The sequence below is a fragment of the Actinoallomurus sp. NPDC052274 genome (assembly GCF_040679475.1).
Taxonomy (GTDB): Bacteria; Actinomycetota; Actinomycetes; order Streptosporangiales; family Streptosporangiaceae; genus Actinoallomurus; species Actinoallomurus liliacearum.
This window is the reverse complement of sequence record NZ_JBFAUT010000014.1, coordinates 80,524-104,323: the sequence shown is the minus strand read 5'-3', so window position 1 is coordinate 104,323 and position 23,800 is coordinate 80,524. Positions and strand designations below refer to the sequence as shown.

Genomic DNA, 23,800 nt, shown 5'->3' with positions numbered 1-23,800 from the left:
ACGAGAAGGCGCTCGGCGCCGAGGCCGGCGATCCCGGCGTACGGTCCTTCCAGTCGCTGCCGTTCCTGCTGTCGCGGTCGCACCTGGTCAACCACGTGCTCGAGGCCACCGGCGGCGGCAAGTACCGGCTGCCGCCCGACCTGTTCCGGGCCGGCGACTCCGACCTGCGCGCGGCGATGTCGCTGCAGGGGGAGCTGTTCGACGCGCAGGTCGTCATGCGGATGGCCGACGGCAGCGGCGTCGGCCGCTACATCAAGCACCAGAGCGGGACCACCGCGAACAACAGCAGCGACCTGACGCGCGGCACCGGCGACTACGGCCTCGGTGGCACCGACACGATCAACCCGCAGCCCGCTCCGCCGCCCGGCACCGAGGCGCCGCCGCACCGTCCGGACGACTCGTGGGCGCTGAACCACGGGGGCAGCCGTGTCACGTCGGCCAACCAGAACAGCGCCGGCACCGAGAACTACCGGCGCGAGCAGGACGTCAAGGAGTACGGCTCGAAGCTGCTGGTGCGCCTGCGCGGCCAGTTCCGGCTGGAGGCGCAGAAGATGCGCCACCACCTCCTCACGCCGAACAAGCCCAAGCCCGTCGGCGCCCCGGTCCGCAGCGACCCGGTCACCGGCGACGTGTACGTGGAGATGTTCGAGGCGCAGTACGAGGAGCTGCGCGCGGAGCTGGCCGCGAACGAGCGGCAGGCCCGGCAGGCGCTGCGCGACCGGGTCGACCCGAACGCCTGGGCCCGCCTGAACACCGCGCCCCGCTTCGACCTGGCCCCGCTGCTCGCCGACGCGGCCGTGTACCGCCCGGACCCGACCCACCCGCAGCCCGGGCCGCGGCCGAAGTACGCCGCCTCCCAGGCCCACCAGGCCCTGGTGAGCCACCTCCGGGAGCAGGGCGGCGCCCGCGGCCCGCTCGTGCTGACCCACGGCGCGAACACGCGGGTCCTGCACTACCGGGCGATCCTCGACTGGGCCGCGCGGACGATCCGCGACGACCTGGCCGCCGCGCGCGCGGCGGACCCGTACCTGCCGTCGCCGGCCGTCCCCGAGGTCTACGAGCAGCGGAGCGCCAGGCCGGACGCCCGCCTGTTCGACGGCCTGACCGGCTCGGTCGACGACGAGATCACCGCGATCATCAACGAGGTGAACCGGGTCCACGCGCTCCGCCCGGACAACCCCGCCGGCGCGCCCGCCGCGCTGCCGCCGGAGGCCGCGCTGCTCTCGCTCGACCCGGTCCACCTGGCCCGCGACGTGGCGCGGGAGCTGGCCACGCACGTCCGGCTGGACGTCACCCGGCCCGACGGCACGGTGCGCAGCCACTGGGCCGACCCGAGCGGCCGGCTGTACGCCTTCGACCCCACCACGTTCAACGATCTGACGCTGACCGCCGACGACGCGTCGAACGCCGGGCTCTGGACCGACGACACCCGGCAGGCCGCCGCCGACCACGGGCTCGACCCGATCGACCTCGCCCGGCTGTACCGCACCTCCTGGGCGCACCAGCGGACCTTCGAGCAGGCGGTGCTGGCCGAGATCGCCGAGCGCCAGGAGCGCATGGGCGCGGCGCACCCGGCGCTGCCCGGCCTGTTCGGCCGGGCCGTGCGGGCCGCCGCCGCCTGGCGGGGGATCGTCGCCCGGATCGAGACGGAGCACGCCGCGGCGGCCGGGGAGACGACCCGGGCCCAGCGGGTGCTCGACGACCTCCAGCGTGCCCTGGACGACCTCTACACGCAGCGGACGCGGCTGATCCTGGACCTGTCCCCGGACCGGACCGCGCTGGACGGCCTGCGGACCCGGATCTCGGATCTGGAGGCCCGGCAGGCCGAGCAGCGGGAGCTGCTGGAGCGGCACGAGGAGTCGACGGCCTACCTGACGCCGCTCCTCGAGGACGCGCGTCACGGGCACCGGGAGACGGAGGAGGTCCTCGCCGACCTGCGCGTCACCGGGCGGGGTGCCGGGGCCGGCGACGCGGCGCGCTGGACGGCGGAGGCCGTGCAGGAGGCCATGGACCGCCTCACCGCGTCGGAGTCCGCCCTGGACGGGCGGCGGGTGAACCTGGCGTACCGGCGGCGGCCGGCGCCGTCGATCGAGCAGGCGGTCCAGGGGCTGCACGACACGCTGTCGGCGGCCGGGGACGGCGCGGTCGCCCTGGCCGTCACCACACGCGCGGACGGCACCGCCGGGCGGTTCACCGTGGTCGCCGACCGAGGCGAGATCCGGTGGTTCGAGGCCGTGTCCGGACTCCCCGTGCGGCCCCCGGAGAACGCCGGGCGGCTGTACTCCCTCGACCTCGACCGGAACGGCCTGCTGCTCGACCCGCCCGCCGGGCTGGACGGGCCACGGTCACAGGTCAGGTCGTTCACCTCGGTGCGCGACCTCGCGCTCGCCTCCGTCACGGACCACCTGAGCTCCGGCCTGGCCGGGCAGGTCGCGCGGCGGACGGAGGCGCATTCGCGGCCCACGCTCGACCAGGCCCTGCTCGCGTTCGAGAACCGGCTCGTCGACCGGAGCGCGAGCATCGCCGCGCTGACGGACACCCCCCGGCCGCCCATCGTCAGCCTGGACACCGCGCGGCGCGGCGGCGTGCCGGACGACGCCTACCTCTACCGGAACGAGCAGGGCCACCACGGGATCGGGCCGTCCGACGCGGAGGTGGAGGGCTGGACGCCGCTGGGCCCGCTGGCGGACTTCATCCCGGTCTTCTGGCTCACCCACGGCGCGCCGGCCCGGCCCGTGACCGTTCAGGACGTCGCCCGCGGCGGGTTGGGCGCGGCGGTCCGGTTCCTGGCGGAGGCCGGCGACCGGACCTGGGAGGAAGACGTCCTGCGGGCGATCGAGGAACGACCCGACCGGCTGGCCGAGGAGGTCGACCGGATCCCCGACGACCTGCCGCCCGGGACGTGGATCTGGTTCATCGGCCCGTCCCGGATGGGGGCCGTGGCGGTGGTCTCGGACCCGGCGGGCGCCACCAGGTACCGCGTCCTCCTGGCAGGCTCGGCCGCCCCGCGCGAGACGCGTTCCCGGGTGGGACTGGCGCCGCTCGACAACGGCCGGCACACGCTCGTCGTCGCCCGGCCCCGCACCGCCGACGACGCTCAGCCGTCTTCGCCCTACCGGAGCCTGCGGCAGCGGACCGAGGTGTCCGACTTCCACGTCATCGAGGTCAACGCCGTCCTCCGCACCTTGGGGTACACCGGCGGCCCGGTGGATCGCGCCCGGGTCGAGCAGGCGCTGCGCGACCCCGAGCTGCCGCCCGGCCCCACGGACCCCAGGGGCCTGGCGAACGACCTCGCCCACTGGATCGCCTTCGACGGGGACCTGGCGAAGATGCCCAGGCTGCGGGGCGGCTCGGACGCCGCGGGAGGCATCCCGGGCGTGACCGGGATCTCGGGGGCGTCGTCGAGCGGCAACCCCATGCCGGTGACGGTGGTGCGGGGGCCGGTCGAGGAGATCTCCGAGGAGGAGCCGGCGGAGGACCTCTCCTCCGAGTCCTCCGAGGACGAGGTCGAGAGCGTGACCGGCGACCACCGGCAGGTCGCGCCGCCCGCCCCCGTGCGGCACGTCCGGTGGGCCGACCAGCAGGGCGACACCACCGCCTCGGAGGAGAGCGGCGCGGAGTTCGAATCGGAGGAGTCCGAGGACGAAGCGGAGCCGCTGTCCCTGGACGAGCTGCTCGGACAGGCGCGCGTGGGCGTGGTGGACGACCGCCCGGTGGCGCTCTGGCTGCCCGGAGCGCCCAGGGACGTGGCCTTCGACGAGGCGACGGTCGCGCTGCTGGGTGACCTGGTGCCGCCGCAGACGGTGTTCGTCCTGGGCCGGGTGGAGAACGGCGCGCTGATGGCCGGGGGCCGGCCGATCGAGCCGACCACGCTGATGGGGCTGCTGGCCGCCCGCGCCTCCGGGCATCAGCCGTTCCTGCTGATGCCCGGCTCCGGTGAGGTCGCCACGTCGCTGGCGGACCTGAGCGGCGGGCCGGTGCTGGCCGCGCCGCGCGGCGTGCGCTTCGACCCGGCCAAGGGCACGCTGACGGCCGTCGGCAGCGGCAAGGAGGCGATGCGGGGACCGGAGTCCGCGTCCTCCTCGCGTGACGGGGCCTACGTCGGGCGGTTCCGGATGTACCTGCCGGGCGAGTCCGCGAGCACGCCGATCCACTCGGAGCTGACCGGCCCGGCGGCCGGGGCGCACGGCACGCCTCCGGCCCCACCGGAGCGGGCGGTGATGCGGCCGGTGATGGTGGATCCGGCGGCCCGGTCCATCGGGGTGCCGCGGGTGGGCCTGCCGTACATGGCGCAGGTGCTCACGGCGGTCCGGCGCGCGCTCACCGCGTACGGGTTCCCCCCGTCCGAGAAGGACATGGCGGGGCTGGTGCAGCGGCTGGTGAGCAACTTCACGTACACGCTGGGCGACAGCGGCGACGACGCCAACACCAGCGGCCTGATGGTGCCGTTCGGGGACGTCGAGCTGCTGGTGACGTTCGACCCCACGGACCCGTACACCGTCGACAACATGGCGGGCTCCACGACCCGGCCGTCCACCCTGCCCGCGCCGGAGGGCGAGAACGTCGGCTACGAGACGATCAACGCCGCGTACGCGACCGGCGCGCACGTCGAGACCCACGCCGGCCAGACGGGGGCGACGCGAGGCGCGCTGTCGCTGACGTTCGGGATCGGCGCGGCGCCGTACCTCGTGCTGCAGGTCGTCAAGGTCGGCGTCGGGGTGTCGGGCGTCGCGAACCAGTCGAACCGCAGCACGAGCCACATCGCCGACGCCGAGGGCGGCCACGTGGAGGACGCCCGGATCGACTCGAACCTGGTGGCCTACACGCCGAACATCGCGCTCAAGATCCGGGCCAACCCGAAGAAGGGGCTGGCCCAGGACTGGGAGCACATCAGGCCGTTCCGGATCCAGGATCCGGGCACCGAGAAGCTGCTGCTGTGGATGCCCGAGCCGTACCTGAAGGCGACGGCGCCCGACCAGGTGACCGCGACCGGTGCGGGCGTGAAGTCGACCAAGCTGCCGCCGCACTTCTACGCCTCGGGCCTGACGAACCTGCCGAAGCTGTTCGACGAGGTCATCGGCGTCCTGGCGGCACAGGGGCTGCAGTTGAGGATCGGCAGTGAGCCACGCGCGGAACTGCTGCAGAAGCTGTGGAACCTGAACACCCACCTCGACAAGGCGATCAACGACCGGAAGCAGGGCTATCCGTTCACGCTGCACGACAAGCGCGGCTCGGTGCTCGCGGTCGTACGGCTCCACGGCGACCGGCTGCCCCAGGCGCGCCGGGTCGGCGCGACCAGCGACAAGGTCCACATCGAGAACGTCCGCACCGGCATCCGCGGCATGAGCAGCGGCCACAGCCTCTCCAACTCGACCAGGTGGACGGTGCCGAGCGTCGAGTTCGACCTGGCACCGCTGCCGCTGCAGGCCGACGAGTTCGGTCTGGGGATCAGCGTGGCGGCGCCGTTCACCGACGCGAACTCCGAGTCGCTCTCCGGCGGCCGCGTTGGCCTGAACGTCGTGGTGCCGAGGGCCACGGGGCACACCACCGGGAACGACATGCAGTTCGGTCTCTACGGCGTGGCCCACGTCCGCGGCGCCACGACGTCGCCCTCGAGCCTGACGAGGACGCCGGTGGTCCGCAGCCGCGCGCTCGTCCGGGCCACCGAGACGGAGGCGTTCGAGCACGGGTTGCCGGTCGACAGGGAGGCGTTCAAGACGGCGCCCGAGGGCAGGACGGTGCCCTACCGCGCCGACGCGCTCCGCGACACCGGCCGGCGGACGGAGGATCCCGAGACCAAGCGGCCACCGGCGTACCTGCTGAAGCGCACGGGCATCGGCACCGGCTGGGCGCAGCCCGAAGAGTCGACCGTCGAGGCCCTGTACGACGCGCTCGCGACGCGGCTCAAGGCCCACGGCTTCCTGCCGGAGAACGACGATGACCCGTTCGCCGGGGAGCACTTCTATACCCACGGCAACAAGGTGCTCAGCAGGCTGGACGGCCAGGACCAGCTCCGCAAGTGGATCTCGCTCTGGGGGCTGAGCTCCTACTGGGACGTGGCGCACCAGGACAAGTACACGTTCACCCTGCGCCTGCGCCGCGGCGGCGCGGGCATGGACCTCGACGTCGACTCGGCCAAGGTGACGATCGGGATCACGGAGCGGGTGGAGGCGCCGCCGAAGTACCTCCGGTCGACGGACGCCTACACGACGGCGAACCTGCCGATGGCCATGGACAGCGCCGGGCAGTCGGTGACCCACACGCGCAAGATCGCGATCGGCATCAAGTTCAAGACGCTGTTCCGGTTCCTGAAGACGGCCCTCCTAGGGGTGGAGTACCAGCGCACCGTCGGGGCCACCGACGCCGTGAGCTTCCTGAGCAACGTCCCGCAACTCCTCGAGATCCCCGGGCTGCTGGACGTGTGGGAGGTGACCTACGACCTCCACGCGAAGATCGAGTTCCAGCACTCCGGCCGGATCGGGAACATCGCCAAGGGACGGCGCGACGTCACCCTGCCGCCCCTGCGCGGGCAGAAGGCCACGGCGTACCTGATGCCGTTCACGGAGGCCGAACAGCCCTCGGCCACCGACCTGTCGCCCCGCGAGGTGATGCTCCGCGAGAAGTGGACGCCGGCCGAGGCCCTGGAGCAGGCCGTGGTCTTCCATCTGGACGCGACCGGCCTGACGCCGGCGGCGGCCGCGCTGCTGAAGGACTTCACCGGCCCGGCGGGAGTCGCGGACCGCGAGGTGAGCGCGTTCGCCGGCCTGTTCATGGTCAAGGCGCACCTCAAGGAGATCCTGAACGGCGAGTACACCACCGACGGGCCGTTCGATCCGGGGTGGCTCCGCGACCTCTTCGGCGCCCTGGACCTGTCCGGCGACCTCGGGCCGTCCCGGTTCATGGGCGCCACCTCCGATCCGTTCGTGCTCGGTCTCATCTACCTGTTCCTGCTGGAGAACAGGATCAGCACCAAGGACTCCCACGGTTTCGGCTGGGAACAGCTCGACCTGGCGTTCGGGAACGTGGCGGGGGAGGCGAGCCTCACCGGCGAGTGGGACTTCAGCCGGAGCTGGCAGTGGAACACCTCGCGAGGGTTCGGGCGCGGAGCCGCCAAGGAGCTCATCCAGATCAAGGTCGGGCGCGCGTTCCTCTACGTGGCGCCCGCGAACTTCACGGTGCGGGCGCGGCAGGAGGCGCACGCCAAGCTCCTGCCCTCCAGCCTTCACCGGCCGGCCCCGCGCCAGGTGAACGGCCGTGACGCCATCTACATCCTGGTCGAGCCGGACGGGCTGGCGCAGTACGCCGACACGGTCCTGCCCGTCTCCGACGCCCAGCTCACCGACTCGCTCACCCGTTGGAGCAGGGGTGAGCTGCGGCTGCCCGGCGACGTCGCCGCCGGCGTGCTGACCCGCTGGAAGAACGATCTGGCCGAGCGGCCGAGCCCGCCGAAGGACCTTCTGCGCTTCGTCGCCGCGCGGGCCACCGAGCTGGCCGACGTGCACGACTCCGGCGGTGTCCGGGTGACGGACCCGGGCGTCAGGCGCGCCTTCACCGACGCGTTCGAGCTGCCGCTGGCCGAACCCCGGGCCGCCGATCCGTACATCGAGATGCCCGATGACCTGGTCGCCTACGCGGAGGGCGGCGCGTCGCTGCCCGGGGAGCGCCTGGCCGAGGCGCTGAACTCCTGGCAGGCCGGCGACCTCGCGCTCAGCGGCGACGTGGCGGCGGGGATCCTGCACCGCTGGATGACCGACGGGTCGTACACCCCGGAGACGCTGCCGGGGGTGGACGGCGGCGAACTGGTACGAACGGTGGCCTTCCTGCACACCCAGGGGGCCGCGCCCGTACGGGACGGCGACGTGCGGACACGGTTCAAGGAGACCTTCGGGCAGGAGCTGGGGGAGCCGCCGATCCCGTTCGAGGAGATCGAGCTGCCGGAGTACCTGGAGCGGGAGGACCCCGGCCTCGGCTTCCACGGCGTCGAGAGCTTCCGCTTCGCGAACGGCAAGTCGACCTACCAGATCGTCCGGGAACAGGTCGACAAGGTCGCCCCCGGCCTGCTGACGGCCGGCGCCGCGCTGTGGGACGCCAAGCACCGGGTCATCGGGCGGATGCAGGGCGGAGTCGACGCCCTGCAGGGGCTGCTGGGCAAGGGCCGGGACCACGCGCTGCTGGCGAACCTGCTCGCCAAGGGCCGGGACCAGGCCCTCCTGGGACCCTCGCCGGCCGAGGACGGGTACTCCTTCTACCTGGTGAACCCGATCGGCTGGCTGCTGTCGGACATCGTCGAGATCAACCTCGACCTGCGCATCGCGTCGCCGAAGGTGCGGGACTTCGTGCCGAACACCGCGACCGAGGTGTACGAGCACCAGTACCGCACCACGGCCGAATCCCACTCCCGGGACGGATCGCAGTCCTTCACCTTCGCCAAGCTCGGCACCGGCGGGCAGCAGCAGACCACCGGTGGGGACGCCGTCGACGCGAAGACCTCCGAGGGCCACCACCGCGGAACGACCCGGACGGACCAGGGAGTCGTCGAGCAGACGGTCTACGGCGGCGCGCACTATCTGGTCGGGATGGAACACGAGCTGACCGTGACGGTCCGGCGGCTGGACCCGACCGGCCGACCGCTGGTCAAGACGCTGAACACGCAGTTCGACCACTTGACCCACCACAGCGCGACCAGCACCGTCACCGAGTCGGGCACGCTGGTGATCCAGATGCCGCGCTCCCTCGCCGAGGGCCGGCGCCTGCGGGGCCCGCATCCGCTGCCCGACCTGACGCGGCTTCCGGAACTGCCGGTCAACGCCTACATCACCGAGGCGATGATCGACGATGCCCTGCCGATCGGTCTGAAGCTGCTCAACCAGATGTTCCAGCCGGGCCGGATCGAGGTGCTCATGGGCGCCACCGCCGACGACCCTCGCACCCGCAAGAGCCTGTCCCTGCCCGTGCTGCTGTCCCGCCTGCACATCGTCAACAACGTCCGCGAGGCGTCCGGTGCGGCACCGCTCAAGCTGGCCGAGAACATGTTCGTTCCCGGCCATTCCGAGGAGCGGGCCGAGATGTGGCTGCACGGCGACCTGAGCGGGCTCGAGGTGATCGGGCGGATGAAGGAGGGGACCGGCACCGGCCGCTACAACAAGCACCAGAGCGGCACCACCGTCAGCGCGAGCAGCGACCACACGCGGGTCGTGGGGGACGCCTCGTTGAGCGTGCACGGCCCGATGGGGGACCACACGCCGGCCCACTCCTGGGAGACGGGGACCTCGAACAACCGCGTCACCTCGTTCAACGACGCGATGGCGGGCACCGAGAACTACCGCCGCGAGCAGCACGGCAAGGAACGCAGTCCGCTCTTCCTCGTTCGGATGCGCTTCCGCGGGCGCCTGTTCGCCGACCGGGCGGATCACCACCTGTTCCGCAGGCCGACGCCGACGGGGGAGTTCGTCAGCGATCCGTTCTTCGGCGACGTCTACGCGGAGATCTCCCAGGCGCAGATCGAGGACCTGCTCGCCCGGCGCGAGGAGGCACGGATCCGCCTCCAGGCCCGGCCGGAGTCGCTGAACTGGCCCTCGATGGACCAGGCGCCGCGGTTCGACCTCGCCCCGCTCCTGACCGACGCGGCGAGCCGACACACCGATCCGGTCCGGGCGTACCAGACCGTCGCCCGCCACATCCGCCGGCAGGCCGGCCCCGGCCGGCCGATCGTCCTCACCGCGGACGCGCCGGCCCTGGCCGCACAGACTCACGAGGCGGTGCTGCGCTGGGCGGTGCGGACGATGACCGCCGACCTGGCCGCGATCCGGCAGATCGACCCGATCGCGAAACCCGCCGCCCTCGCCCGCTACGAGCGGCAGGTCGACGGGGCCCGGCCGGTCACCGGTTCGGTCGACTCCATTCAGCAGGCCACGACCGACGTCATCAGGACCGTCAACGCGCTGCACGCCCAGCGGCCGGACAACCCCGAGGGCCGGCCCGCCGGACTTCCGCCCGCCGTCGCGGACCTGGGACTGCATCCCGTCTACGTCGGACGGGACACCGCCTACGCGCTCGCCGCGCACGTACGCGTGGACATCACCCGGGGCGACGGCTCGGTGCACCAGACCTGGATCGACCCGAACGGCGGCATGTACGCCTTCGACCCGGTCCTCACACGACCGGACTGGGGAACCCGCGCGACGCGCGTCTTCTCGCCGATCACCTCGCGGACCCACTTCTTCAGCGCCGCCGTCGCCGAGACCCACGGGCTGCTGTCGTCGGCGCAGCGGGCCGAGGCGGACGTGTACGGGCTGGACCGCGGCGAGATGGGCCGGATCTACCTGACCGCCCCGGTCCGCCAGCAGACGTTCGAGCAGGCGTTCAACGCCGAGATCACCGCCCGCCGGGAGCGCCTGGCCGACCTGAACCTCGAGCTGCCGGGACTGCTGCACGACGCGGCGGCCGTCCACGCGTTCTGGCGGCAGGAGACGGAGGCGCGCCGGCGGCGGCAGAACGCGGACGACCCGCTCGGCGGCCTCCTGGAGCTGTCCGAGCAGATCCACGAGGCCGAGTGGAACGAGGAGGACGCCGCCCGGATCGTCGAGTCGCTGCGCACCGCGGCCCGCGGCGGGCACGGTGGCCACGCCTGGACGCCGGAGGAGGTGTCGGAGCTCGGCGACCGGCTCGCCGCGCTGGCCGCCGCCCAGGAAGCCGCGACCTCCGTTGCGGACACGCGGACACCGGCCCCCGGGACCGGCACGACGAACCCGTCCGCGGGCACCGGCCGGACGAGCACGGTCATCGGTACCCCTCCCACGGGTACGGTCGTCCGCCCTGGTGGGACGGGTACCGTCGCGGACACCCGCCGGACGGGTACGGACGCCGGCACCGAACCGGCTCCTGGATTCCGCACGGCCGACCCGGTCCTGCGCACGAGCCGGACGGCTCCGGTCGCCGGCCGGTCGGACACGCGCAGCGCCGGCGGGCGGGAGATCGAGCGCGCGGCCGCGCGGGCACTGAGGACGGAGGCGGAGGCGTTCGACCAGGCGCGGCTGAACGCGGAGCTCAACGCCCGAAGCCTTCGGCCGATCGAGGTGCCCGCGGATGACAACTGCTTCTACCACAGCCTCATCGCCCTGGCCGGTCCGTACCTCGCCCGGGAGATCCCCGGCCTGCGGAGCACCCGGCCCGGCAGCCGCGAGGCCGTACAGGTGGTGCGGAACTGGCTGGCGGACCGGCTGGAGGCGGATCTCGCGGTGGCGGGCGAGGGCCTGCTCTCGCGGTACGCCGGCTTCTTCCACGAGTCGGGGGACGGGACCTCCTTCGCGGACTGGGGACGTGCGCTGGTGGACCAGATCCGCCGGATGGACGGCTGGCGCAACGAGACGGGCGACCTCGTCGCGCACCTGGCGGCGAACGAACTCGGCCTGCCCGTCACGGTGATCCAGGACCGGTACGTCACCCGGCTCGGGCCGGCCGGCGCCGCGCGGGTCAACTTCATCCGTACCCCGGGCCACTTCAGAGGCGCCGAGAGCACGGACGAGGACGCGCCGGAGATCCCGTGGGACCGGCTCCGCCCGGCGCCGCCGACGCCCGCCGACCGGTCGGCCCGCCAGTTCGAGGTCATCCGCGGGTCGGTGGAACGACGGGTCGATCGTGCGGGCACCGACTACCGGTATCTGCGGGAGCGCCTCGATCCGGACGTCAGGCCCGCGATCGACGCGCAGGCACGGGAGATGGTCGACCGCTTCTGGACCGCCCACGCGGCGGGCGGCCACGTCGACGTGCCGGCGCACCGCCGCGCACAGCACCGGCTCGACGGCATGCGGCGCGCGGCGGCCGACCTCGAAGGGCTGATCCGGAACCTCCGCGGGCAGCTCGGTGACCCGCCGGCTCCGGAACCGTCGAACCAGGGCGTACGGGCCGGCACCACCGTGTCGGACCAGCTCGTGAGCGAGGTCAACTCCCAGCTGGCCCGCCTCGGCGGCGCCTGGCTCGGCGGCCGGGTCGACCGCGGGGAGGTCGAACAGGCGCTGCGCGACGTCCCGCGCCACGGCCCCACGGACCACCGAGGACTGGCCACCGACCTCGCCCATCAGATCGCCCTCGATGAGGCACCCCGGGTGCTCGGGGGCGGACAGGGCACCGAGCATGAGCGGCCCTTCATCGTCCACGTCCACCGGGGCGGGCGGTTCGGGGACAGCAGAGAGGTCCTCGTCTACAACCGGAGGACCGGCGTCAAGGTGGAGACCGACACCGGCGGCATCTACATGGCCGGCGGTCGTTACCTCGCGTCGCGACAGTCGGCGCGGGCCTCGGGACGGGGACGGGTCAGGGACCAGAACGTCACGATCACCGAAGTGGTCACCGCGATCGAACGGGTGCTGCCGGGCGAGGAGAATCGCCACGACCCCGAGGTCGTGGACGCCGGGCTCCACGACGTGGAGCGTCGGCTGAACAACGCCGTGCGCCTCCGGGACGGCGAGGGCGGGCGCGATGCGCGCGGCAGCACCCTGAGGGAGCTGTTCGGCGACGATCCCGACTACGAGTACGGGCCCAGGGCGGACGACGTGACCATTCTCCGGCCACCCGGATCCGTCGAGACGGCCGGTCTGCACCTCACCGAGGGGGTACCGGTCGCGTTCACCCCCGCCTTCCTGGTCGAGGCCCAGAGGTTCGCGAACCACCGGGACATGACCGGCGCGCTGCGGGCCGGCCTGCGGTTCGGCGCCGAGGTGACGCGGGCCTACCTGAACGAAGACCTGGGGCAGCGCGTGGGCCGGTTCGCCGTGCCGGCGATGGAACACGTGCCGGGCGTCGCGGACGTGCGGACGGCGGCGATGCTGCTGAACACGCACGCGTACGCCGTGGCCCACGGGTTCCTTCGCGACGAGGAGCTGGCGAAGAACCTCGTGTACGGGGTCCTGCGCACGTCCTTCGCCGGCATCCGCGAATCATTCTGGGACGAGGTCCAGGAGTTCCTCGAGGGCGGCCGCGACCAGATCCGTGCCCGGCTGAAGGAGGACCTCAGGAAACGGCTCGCCTCGGCCATCAGCCGCTACGAGCGACGCCGACGCGCGTCGAACGAGCAGCCGCTCGACCTGTTCGACTACACGCTGAACGACAAGACGATGACCGTCGGCGACTACGCCGACAACATGCTGCTGCCGCAGAGCCGGGCCCGCGTCCTCGTCGAGCAGTACGACGCGATGAACGTCCGCACGGACTTCCGCAGCACGGACGACAACCGCGGCGCCCTCGCGATCGACCTGGCCGTGCTGGAGATGCGCGAGGTCGGTCCGCCGGGACCGAGCCTCCGGGTGGAGATGCGCACCGCCCGTGCGTTCGCCGCACTCGCACGGCGGTTCTACGCGTGGGCCGAGCGGGTGGACCGCAACATCCGGACCGCCGAGGGCCGGGCCTTCAACGATGACCTGGCCGAGGCGGTGCGGGCGGTCAGCGCTCACCATTCCTCCGGCGGGGACCTGGTGACGACCGTTCGTGACCTCCTCGACTCGATCGCGCGCAGGACCCCCGAGGTGGTCGTCGATCCGATCTTCCGCGGGAACGTGACCAGCAACCTGCAGGCCGACGCGGTCGTGGCGCTGCGCGACCTCATCCGCCATCCCGGCGCCGAGGCCGCCCGCGACGTACGGCACGCGCTCGCCGCGATCCGGAACGCCCTCGTCGACGAGCGGAACGCGGGCCCGGTGCGCGCCGGCCGCCGTGACCTGGAACACGTGCGCCGGGGCGTTGACGAGGTGATCGGGGACCTGCGCGCGTACGAACGCCGGCACCGGGTCCCGCGCTCGGAGTACGTGAACGACGCGGCGCTCACCGTCACCGAGCCCGTCCACGCCGATGGCCTCACCGGCCTCGGGACGGCCGTGCCGGCCGCGCCTGTGGGTCGGCCGCAGTGGCGGGAGATCCGCTCAACGGATGGGCGGGATGTCGGGCGCGCGTACTTCGGTGACGCGGATTGGCGGCTTCGCTCGCCGTTCTATGGCGGGTTGCAGGGCGCGGAGTTGCGGTCCTGGTCGGGGGAGCCGGGTGGTGAGGTGAGTGCGCCGGTGGAGGTTTCGGTCGGTGACCGTGCCGGCGTGTACGTCCTGGCGTGGCACGCCTCGCAGCCGCCGTCGGACGCGGCGGCCGTTGTCGCGACGACGGCGCGGGAGATCGTCGGTCGTGGTTTCACCACGTTGTTCCTTCTGCGGTGCACGGACGCCGGCGTGACCGCTTCGCCCGAGCTGGGGCGGGTGGCCCGGGACCACAGCCTGACGATCATCGAGGGGACGGGTCGGGTCGCGCCGACGCCGGGTGTGATCCACTTCCTGCCGGACGCCGCCGGTCGGGCCCTGCCGGTGCGCGTCTACCGCCCCGACGGAGGCGTCGACCACGGGATTCGCCTGGGAGCGGGCACCCCCGGGAGAGCTCTCGCGGCGAAACGTACGGAAGCCGTTGAGGACGCCTTCCGCGAGTACCTGAACGATGAGCCGCAGCCGGAGCCGGTGTCCTCGGAGGACGCGCGGTCCGGCGCGCTCACCGGCCGGCCGCCGGCGGACGATGAGCTGTACGCCGCTTACCGGACCTTCTGGGAGGCGCTGGAAGGTTCCGGCGATACGGAGGCGCGAGGCTCGGACGCGATACCGCTCGTGCCCTGGTACGTGGAGCAGGGCGGGCTCGGCGACGGTTCCGTGGCGTCGGTCGCCGAGGTGGTGGACAGGTCGCTGCCGGGCGGCCGACCGGACGAGTCGGTCACCCGCTGGATCGACGGCGTCACCTCCGGCCTGTCATCGTCCGTGGCGCGTGCGGTCCGCAAGAAGATCCTCGCGCTGCTGGCCGACAACGACCCCGTGCGGTGGGAGCGGCTGCTGCTCCACGGCACGTTGATCAAGGAGAAGGACGCACGGGTCAGGCTGTCCTTCTCGGTGGAGCAGACGGAGTTCGCGCCGCCGGAGGACGCGGGCACCGATCCGGGCCACCAGACGTACTTCAGCAAGTACGGCGACACGACGTACGCCGAGGAGGTCGCGCGCCAAACCCTGAGCGGGAGGAGCGCGCAGGTCGAGCCGATCCTGTTCCTCTCGGTGGGGCTGCAGGCAGGGCTGTCGCACGTCTCACCGGTGTTCAAGGCCGGGACGGAGCGCGGCCGCGGTTCCTGGCACACCATCCTGATGGAGGTCCAGTCGGGGAACCGGGTCATCGCCAACGCCACCCACGGTCACGCGGCACGGATCCGGGTGCGGGCCACCGTCAACCGGGCCGAGCGTCCGGATCTCCTGCTCCCGGGCAGGGCGCGACTGGCGTTCCCCACGGTCTACTCGTCCGCCGCCGAGGCCGCGGCCCTCGCGATGCGGCCCGGTGACGGCGGGCACCCGGTCGTGCGGGTCGTGGACCCGGCCGTGCTGGACGGCCTCGATCACGCGGTCACCGCGATCGTGCCCGAGGCGCTGCTGACGAGGCTGCGGAGCGTCCTCGACCGTCTCGGGCTCCCGGCGAAGGACGTCGATGAGATCGTGCAGGACATCGCCGAGGAGTACGTCAACGAGAAGACGTTCAAGGACCGCAGCCAGTGGTGGCTGACCGGCAGCTGGGTGACGGGCCTGATCGCCAAGAGGCTGTCCGCCCTGTCCACGTTCCAGGGACACCTGGAGGTCAGCGGCCGGCCGCACACCGTGCGTTACGTGACGACCACCAGCGAGGAGGTCCTGCTCCGCAACGACATCGCGGACACGGTGCGGATCGGCGACGGTGAGAAGCACAGCTCCGGGGCGAGCGCCACTCCGGGCGTCGCCTTCGGCATCGAGCTCGGCTCCCATCTGGCCACGCCCAGTGTGGATCTGCCGAAGCTGGGGTCCTCGCGCGAGTACGGGCGCACCCTGACCTCCGGAGGCCAGGTCAAGAACGCCACCATGCGCAAGGACCGGCTGGTCCGCTATCAGACCGAGTTCCTGGTGACGATCTCGGTCAAGTCCGACCACGGCGACGTCCCGTTCACCCTCCCGGTCGTCGGCGAGCTGGGCATCGGTCTCGCGCACGCCAAGGAGTTCGAGCGCGGCGCTTTGGGCGGAGTGCCCACCGGCTCCGGACTCATCCCCGCGGAGGAACTGAAGAAGTCGGAGGAGCCGCCGGAGGATCTCGAAGCGCCCGCCGGGTCGCACACGCTCGCTGAGGAGCCGCCGGCGGAGACGGAGGCGCTCGACGAGGGTGCGCCGGCCCGGTCGGAGATACCCGCCGGTCCGGAAGTGCGGGAGGCGGAGACGGTCGCCGTGCCGGAGCCCACGGCAGGGCGCTCGGTGCCGTCCTGGGCCGACTTCGGGCGGTGGCTGCGGTCGCGGTTCACGGACGGAGGCCCGCCCGAGCCCTTCCCCCGCGGCGGGGTGCGGGACGTCGGCGACCTCCTCGCGTTGGCCTCCCGAGGGCCGATCGAGATCGTCCTTCCTCCCGCGCTGCACGACGCGCTCGTCCCCCATTGGCTGGTCGCGGAGGACGGCTGGCGGGCCCTGTACGCGCACCCTGACATCACCTGGGTGCTGCCGGTGGACGAGCACGCGATCCTCGTCTCCAGGGAGGACTCCGGCGGCTCCGGCGGCGCGGTGTGGCGATACGTGCTGGACGAGGACGAACGGGTGGTCGGCGCCCTCCTCATGGACGAGCACGAGGGCGAGCGGGAGCCCCGCTGGTACGTCCCCAACCTGGCCAGAGAGCCGGTGACGGCCCAGGCGCCGCCGCCGTGGTACGAGGATCTGCTGGCGCCGCTGCGCGCGGCGGGGCTGACGGCCGTCACCGACTTCCTGGCCTCAGGGGGGACACCGCAGGTCCAGTTGACCGAGGCGCTGCGGACCCGGCTGGAGGAGCCGGGCGAGGACCGGGCTCTGCACGACGCCGTCGACGCGCTGATGGCGGAGCCGCGGATCCAGGTGGTGGCCGCCGACGGCAGGCGCGTCCAGGAGCAGGCCGGCGGAGAGAAGGCCGGCGAGAAGCGGTTCGTCATCGATGAGCGCGGTCAGGTCCATGGTCCGCTGCGGACCTGGCGTCATGTGGTGCATCCCCGTGAGCCGCTCGCGCTGGCCACCCGCACCGGCCTGGGCCGGGGCATCGTGCGGGAGATGCCGGGCCGGGAGAAGGTCTACCGCGAACTGGCGGACGAGCTCGCGCGGCAGATGCGCGCGGCCGGTGTCGTGGGCAAGATGTCCGCCGCCGTGCGTCAGCATCTGGCGCGGGCGCTGGCCATGAAGTTCGGGTTGCCCGGCGCCCGCGGCACGGTGGCGGACGGCATCGACGGCGACATCAGCCACGAGGTGACGATCGGCGGGTACGTGTTCACCGCCGTGCTCTACACCGAGTTGCGAGCGCTGCGCCGGGATCCGGTGGCCGAGGTGAACGTCAGCCTGGACACCCAGCGCAAGAACGTCGCGGGGCTGGACACCGAGGACAAGAAGGGCCGCACCATCGGCAGCGGGTTCAAGCTCAGCTTCCGGGTCAAACTGGCCCGGCTGTTCAGCCTGGATCTGCACCTGCTCGAACTGAAGGCCGAGCGCGCCCGGCACCACAAGATCGGTAACAGCACGGGGGTCAAGGAGTACCGCCGCGAACGGACGAACGGGAACGTCACCCGTTTTGAATACGAGACCGCGTACACGACGGCGGTCACGACGAGCCGTAAGTCCGGAGACCTGGTCGCGGCCCGGGTATGGGAGCAGTCCGGCGACGAGTACTGGACCGCCGTCACCGTCTCCGACGCGCACCTGCCCGCCAAGCCGCTCCCCGCCGACGAGATCCTGGCGTACGGCGAGGTCACGGTGAAGACCGGACCGATGGACGAGGAGGGTCTCCGGCGGCTGGCCGCCCCGCTCGGGAAGGACAGGGGCGAGGAGTTCGATCTCACCAGGGAGGGCCTGACCGGCATCCAGGTCAACCTGACCGGCGTCAGCGAGATCTCGGCGCACATGGCCGAGCTGGTGGCCGCGCACAACAGGACGCCGGGGTCCAGGCCCCAGGCCGACGCGTTCAAGCAGGTGCTCGCCGCGCTCGTACCGTCCGGTCGGCGGTACGGCGCGGCGGAGCGGATCCTGCGCACCGGCACGCACACATTCCTGGAGTCCAACGCCCGGCGCCTGCTGAGCCGCCGGGGCCTGCGGATTCCGCTGCCCTCGACCGCCGGCGGATGGCGGCAGGAGCTCAGAATCCGGATGTGGACCTTCAACGCCCGCCACGAGCAGACGGTCAAGGACGCCGCCCTGGAGCAGTACACCGAGGCCGATCTCCGGTTCGGTGAGGAGAGGGCCACCGGTTACGGTCTTGACGGTTCCGCTGGCCCGGGCGGTGTGGTGCGGCTCGGCCTGCCGTCCGCGGCGAGCCACAACGAGGGCGAAGGCCACCAGACGACCGGCCAGAAGGTGGGCAACCAGATCTCGGGCGGCGTCATGGGCGGCGGCGATGTGTCCTTCCCGAGCCGCAGCGTGACCGACATGGGCGGTGCGCTGGATCTGAACCTGGGCACCTACTCGGGCGACAGCGAGCGGCTCGGCACCGATCCCGTCTACACCATCCAGTACCGGCGCTGGCGACACGTGAGCGGGGCGCGCAAGCTGCGCCGCGCCTTCTTCCGGGGCAGGGGGACCCGGGTCTCCTACCGCGTCGAACGGCACGTGAAGATCACCCGGGGGGCCGAGCTCCTCGTCCCGTACGTCCGCGCCGCCGACCACGGCCTGCCCGTACCGGCACGGGAGGACCTGCCGTCCGCCCAGGGCGAGCGTCACTACCTCAACGACGACCTGGCCCTGGCCGCCGCGCACATCGAGGACGTCGACGCGGCCGACGTCGTCGACACGATCGAGACCTTGCTCGGCGGTGACCTGGATCCGGACCTGCTCGGCGCGATCGAGACGGCCTTCGACGAGGAGGCGATCCGCGGCCAGTACAAGATCGCGCGCCGAGGCGGGATCCACCGCGTCCTCACCAGCCCCGCCCAGACGTGGGGGGAGGGCCGTGTCTGGGACTACCTGAAGATGCCCGCCCGCACGGGCGGCACCCTGCACACTGGCATCCGCGTGACCGCCATCGAGGACTCGGTCTCCTACCGGCGGCCCAGGCCCGACGTGAAGGTGACGACCGGCGGCCAGGCGTTCGTCCAGGTCGGCGAGCACCGGAGCCGCGGCCACGCCTGGCGCGGTGGCGGCTACTTCCACGGCCGGTGGGCGACGGCGCCGCTGGGCCTGCGGCCGGCCGGCGGCGCGAGCGTCAAGTACGAGCGCAGATACGGGCTCAAGGTCGGCGTCGAGTCCACCGCGCGTGACGTCCGGCGCGCCACGGCCAAGGACACCGCACAAGAGTTCCGGCACGGCACGCGGTTCCGCGTCGAGGTGTTCCACCGGTACTCGCCGAGCGAGTTCGCCCGGCGGGCCGCGCAGGTGGCGAAGGCCGTGCCCACGCTCGTGGACATCCTCTCCCTGGGCGAGAGCCGGCGGATGTGGCGGCGCCTGTTCCCCGCCACCGTCCCGGCGGCCGCCACCGAGGAGGTGACCGGCCGGGCCACGGTCCTCGTGCCCACCCACCTGACCGCGGCCGGTGAGGCCGCGGCGTCGGCCGGACAGGCCTCGGCTTCGGCCGCGGCGTCGGTCCCGGTACGGCCGATGATCACGCGCACGCGGCCGCCGGCTCCCACGGCACTGGCCATCTCGCTCGCCGAGCACATGCACGCCATGGCGACGCCCGGAATCGAGCACCTGGCCCGCTGGGCGCCGGCCGCCGCGACGCCCCGGCGCCGGATCGACGGCGCGGAGGTGGCGCGCGGTGTCGCACCGACGGTCGAGGAGTTCGACCCGACCCACCAGGACGGCCTGACCGGCGACATCGCACTGGACGAACGCGACGCCTCCGCCAACATCGACAAGCTGCTGCGCGGCACTTACCGCATCCCGCTGGTCGGCGGCGAGTACCTCACGGTGCAGTTGGTGCCCACCCGGGGACGATGGCTGACCCGGGGCGGTTTCACCGGGCTCAACTTCCCCGAGCACTCCCAGGAACCCGCGCGGGAACACGAAGTCGAACGGGGGTGGAGCGTGGACGGCGAGTTCGACCTCGGCCACGCGTTCGCCCGGCCGCTCGAGGAGCACGCCGACCAGCCCCTGTTCGACCCCGGGATGTCCTCCGGCAAGGACAACCGGACCGCTCGTACGCACAAGAACTCGGCCGGCGACTACGTCGAGTCCAACCGGCAGCGCGACGACGACTACGACTACTACACCTTCGACGCCCGGTTCCACGTCAGCGGCCCGCACGGGCACTACGTCGTCCTGGACGTCCCCGACGGTCTCATCGGCATGCTCCCGGCCGCGGTGGTCCGGCGGCTGATCACCGACTTCGGCCTGGACCTGGAACGACCGCCACTGGGCGACGCCGAGCTACCGGCCCAGTGGGCCGAGAACGGCACTCTTGCTCCCGAGGCCACCGCCGAGGTCATCGACCGGGCGGGAGGCATGACCGCGCTCCGCGGCCGGACCCTGCGGCTGTGGACCTCCGCCGGCCACCTGGCGTCGGCCTCCGTGGCGGCGGACCGGATCACCGCTCAGACCGGCGTACCGGTCGATCTGCTCGTCCGCGACGCCGACGGAACGATCAGCCGGTACCCCCAGAACGCGCGTCAGGCCCTGCGGCCGACGACCATGTCCCCCGACGAGCCGGGTGATGCCCTCAAGCCGCCGGACGGCCGGCTCACGGGTCTGACGGATGAGGACCCGCCCACCTCCGCGCCCCTCATCGACGAAGACCAGCAGGTTCCCCTCGCCGACCTCGAACGCGCCGGGATCGACCTGACGACCGCGCAACGAAGCCAGGCCATCCTGAGCGGCGGCCTACGCGGCGCGGACCTCACGCGCGACCAGCGTTCCCGACTGGCCGCGCGGACCGAGCCCGTCGTTCCCGAGGCATCGGTGGTGAAGGCCGAGCCTGTCGTTCCCGAGGTATCGGCGGTGAAGACCGAGCCCGTCGTTCCCGAGGCGTTGTCGGCGGAGATGGCCGGGGCCCTTGTGCCTGTTCGCGCCGGTGGTCTCGTCGGCCCTGGGACGGCCGTTGCGGTCGTGCCTGCGGACCGGCCGCAGTGGCGTGACATCAGTTCTTCGGACGGGCGGGATGTCGGACGCGCGTACTTCAACGACGCGGATTGGCGGCTTCGCTTGCCGTTCTATGGCGCGTCGCAGGGTGCGGAGTTCCGGTCGTGGTCGGGGGAGCCGGGTCGTGAGGTGAGCGTGCCGGTGGAGGTGCCGGTCGGTGACCGCGCCGGCGTGTATCTCCTGGCGTGGCATGGCTCGCAGCCGCCGCCGGACGCGGCGGGCATCGTCGCGACGACGGCGCGGGAGATCGTCGGGCGTGGTTTCACCACGTTGTTCCTTCTGCGGTGTTCGGATGCCGGTGTGGCGCCGTCTCCTGAGTTGGGGCGGGTGGCCCGGGACCACAGCCTGACGATCATCGAGGGGACCGGTCGGGTCGCGCCGACGCCGGGGGCGATCGACCTCCTGCCGGACGCCGCCGGTCGGGCCCTGCCGGTGCGCGTCTACCGGCCCGACGGAGGCGTCGACCACTTCGGTCCCGCGTCGGAGCGCATCGCGGAACCGCTGCCGCAGGCGTCACCCGGAGGCGAGACCGTCGCAGCCCCCGGCTCCGAAGTGCCGGAGGAGTCCGGTGGAGGCCTGGCCGAACTGCCGGTCGTCCCGCAGGAGGGCGAGGCGTTCGGCAGGGCGCTGGCACGGGCGCTGGACCGTGGAGCGTCCATCCTGCGGACCGGGGACGAACCGTCTACGGCGGGTGAGCCGTCCACGGCGACGGGCTCCCCGTTCGACCGGTTGATGGCGGGCCTGACCGAGGAGAGCCTGCCCGCGTCCGCGCCGCTCTTCGGCGAGGACGGACCCGTCCGGGTCCACGACCTGAAGAACGCCGGGATCCCGCTGACGACCGTCCAGGACACCCAGGCGGTCCTGCAGGGGGGTGCCCTGCCCGTCGCGAGCCTCACCCGTGTCCAGCGGTTCCGGCTGGCGATGGAGGATCCGCTCGCCGGTCATGAGACGCGGGCGGAGATGCTGGCGGCCGTCGACTCCGCGGCCCGGGCGCTGGGCGTACGGCTGGTGCTCGGCGAGATCCCGCAGCCGCCCGAAGCGCCGGCCTTTCCGGACCCCGCCCTCCACAACGCGTCCACCGCCACGGGCACGGACGCGGGCCGGCTGACGGCCTACGTGGAGCGCCCCGAGTTCCAGGACGCGAACGAAGACCCGGAGTCGGTTCCCGACGGCTACGGTTGGCCCCTGCAGTACGCGGACGGCACCCGCGCTCCGCTGTTCGACGGGGTGCCGACGCGCCTGCAGATCAATCAGGGCGGCCTCGACGACTGCCAGCTGATCACCCTGATCGGCGCGGTCGCGGCGCGATACCCGCAGGTCATCGCCGGTCGCGTACGAGAGACCGGGGACGGCAACTACCAGGTGTCGTTGAACGAGGCGGAATACGTGGAGGAGGGCGACCTGTACCGGCCGACCGGAAGGCTCATCACCCTCACCGTGACGCCCGACCTTCCCGTCTTCGCCGACGACCCCGGGACGCCCGCCTTCGCGCGTGGAGGGGGAACGGCATGGGCGCCGATCATGGAGAAGGCGTTCGCCGGAATCGACCAGACCTGGAGCGCCGAACGATGGCAGCGATGGATCGACGGATGGACGGCGATGGGGGGAGACGACGAAGCCGTCCCGCAGGGGTACGTCCGCCTCCACCAGGGCAACCTCCAGGAGGAGGGCGCCGAGATGCTCACCCAGCTGACCGGCCTGCCTTCGTCGTTCCTCGAGATCCCCGGCTTCTACGAACCGCCCGGTCCCGACGCGGACCAGCGGCTCCTCGACGGCTTCCGTACGCTGCTCGCCGCGAACAAGCCGATCGTGGTGGGCACACAATCGCCGGAGGACGGCGGCGATCAGCTACTCGCCGCCGGCCTTCTCGAGGGCCACTACTACGACGTCGTCCTCGTGGACGACCAAGGCTTCATCCACCTGTACAACCCGTGGAACCGACTGCATCCCCCACCGCTCACGGCTCAGGGATTCAGGTCCGCCTTCTCGGGGTTCTACATCACCTGGTTGGAATCATGACGACGGACAACATGCCCCCGATCCCGGATTCGATCCGGGAGGCCGCCCGGCTCGCCCCGGACCACTGGCTCGGGATGGTCGACCCCGCCTGGACCGGGGAGGGGGAGCCACCCTCGTGGGCGATGGTCGGCCGGTGGCGGTCGAGCCCGGAGGGCGAGGTCGTCGAGTGGCGGGAGAACGAGGACTACCGGCCGTCGCCGGCCGCCCTCGGCTGGCCCGAGCCGGCCGATGACGTGGACGCGGCGGTACAGCTCGCGGCGACCGGCTACGGACCCGGCGAGGCGGTGCCCCGGGCGCTGGCCGCCGTGAAGGAGGTGGCGGTCCTCGTCACCCCCGCCGGCGACCCGCTGGCCGCGACGGCACCGGACGGAAAGACGCCGGTGGTCCCCGTGTTCACCTCGCCCGTCTACCTCCACGCCGCAGGCCGGCTGGCGTTCGAGCTGATGGACCTGTGGGAACTGGTCGACTCGCTGCCCGAGGAGCACGTCCTCTACCTCAACCCCTCGGCTCCGGTGAGCATGACGGTGGAGACCGACATGCTCCTGGAGGCGCTGGAAGAGACCGGCGCGGACGCCGGTGGTGACGAGGATGCGGACGCCGGCGAGGTCGATGATCAGAGTGCGGATGTCGGGCCGCCGGTGCGTCCGGCCACCGTGGGCGGCGGCCCGGCCGCCGAGGAGGCCTGA

Annotated in this window: 2 protein-coding genes (1 of these 2 cut by a window edge); both read left to right on the top strand. The window is 72.5% G+C overall.

Annotation, left to right across the window (positions count from 1 at the left end; translation table 11 throughout):
• Positions 1–23,114, top strand: the final stretch of a protein-coding gene (locus tag AB0K82_RS14990; protein ID WP_364396976.1) for a protein-glutamine glutaminase family protein. It extends 25,102 nt beyond the left edge of the window; the window shows 23,114 of its 48,216 coding nt (coding positions 25,103–48,216); its start codon lies beyond the left edge, outside the window; its stop codon occupies positions 23,112–23,114.
• Positions 23,111–23,800, top strand: a complete 690-nt coding sequence (locus AB0K82_RS14985) for a type VII secretion system-associated protein (protein WP_364396973.1) — start codon at positions 23,111–23,113, stop codon at positions 23,798–23,800. Before AB0K82_RS14990 ends, AB0K82_RS14985 begins: the two co-directional genes overlap by 4 nt.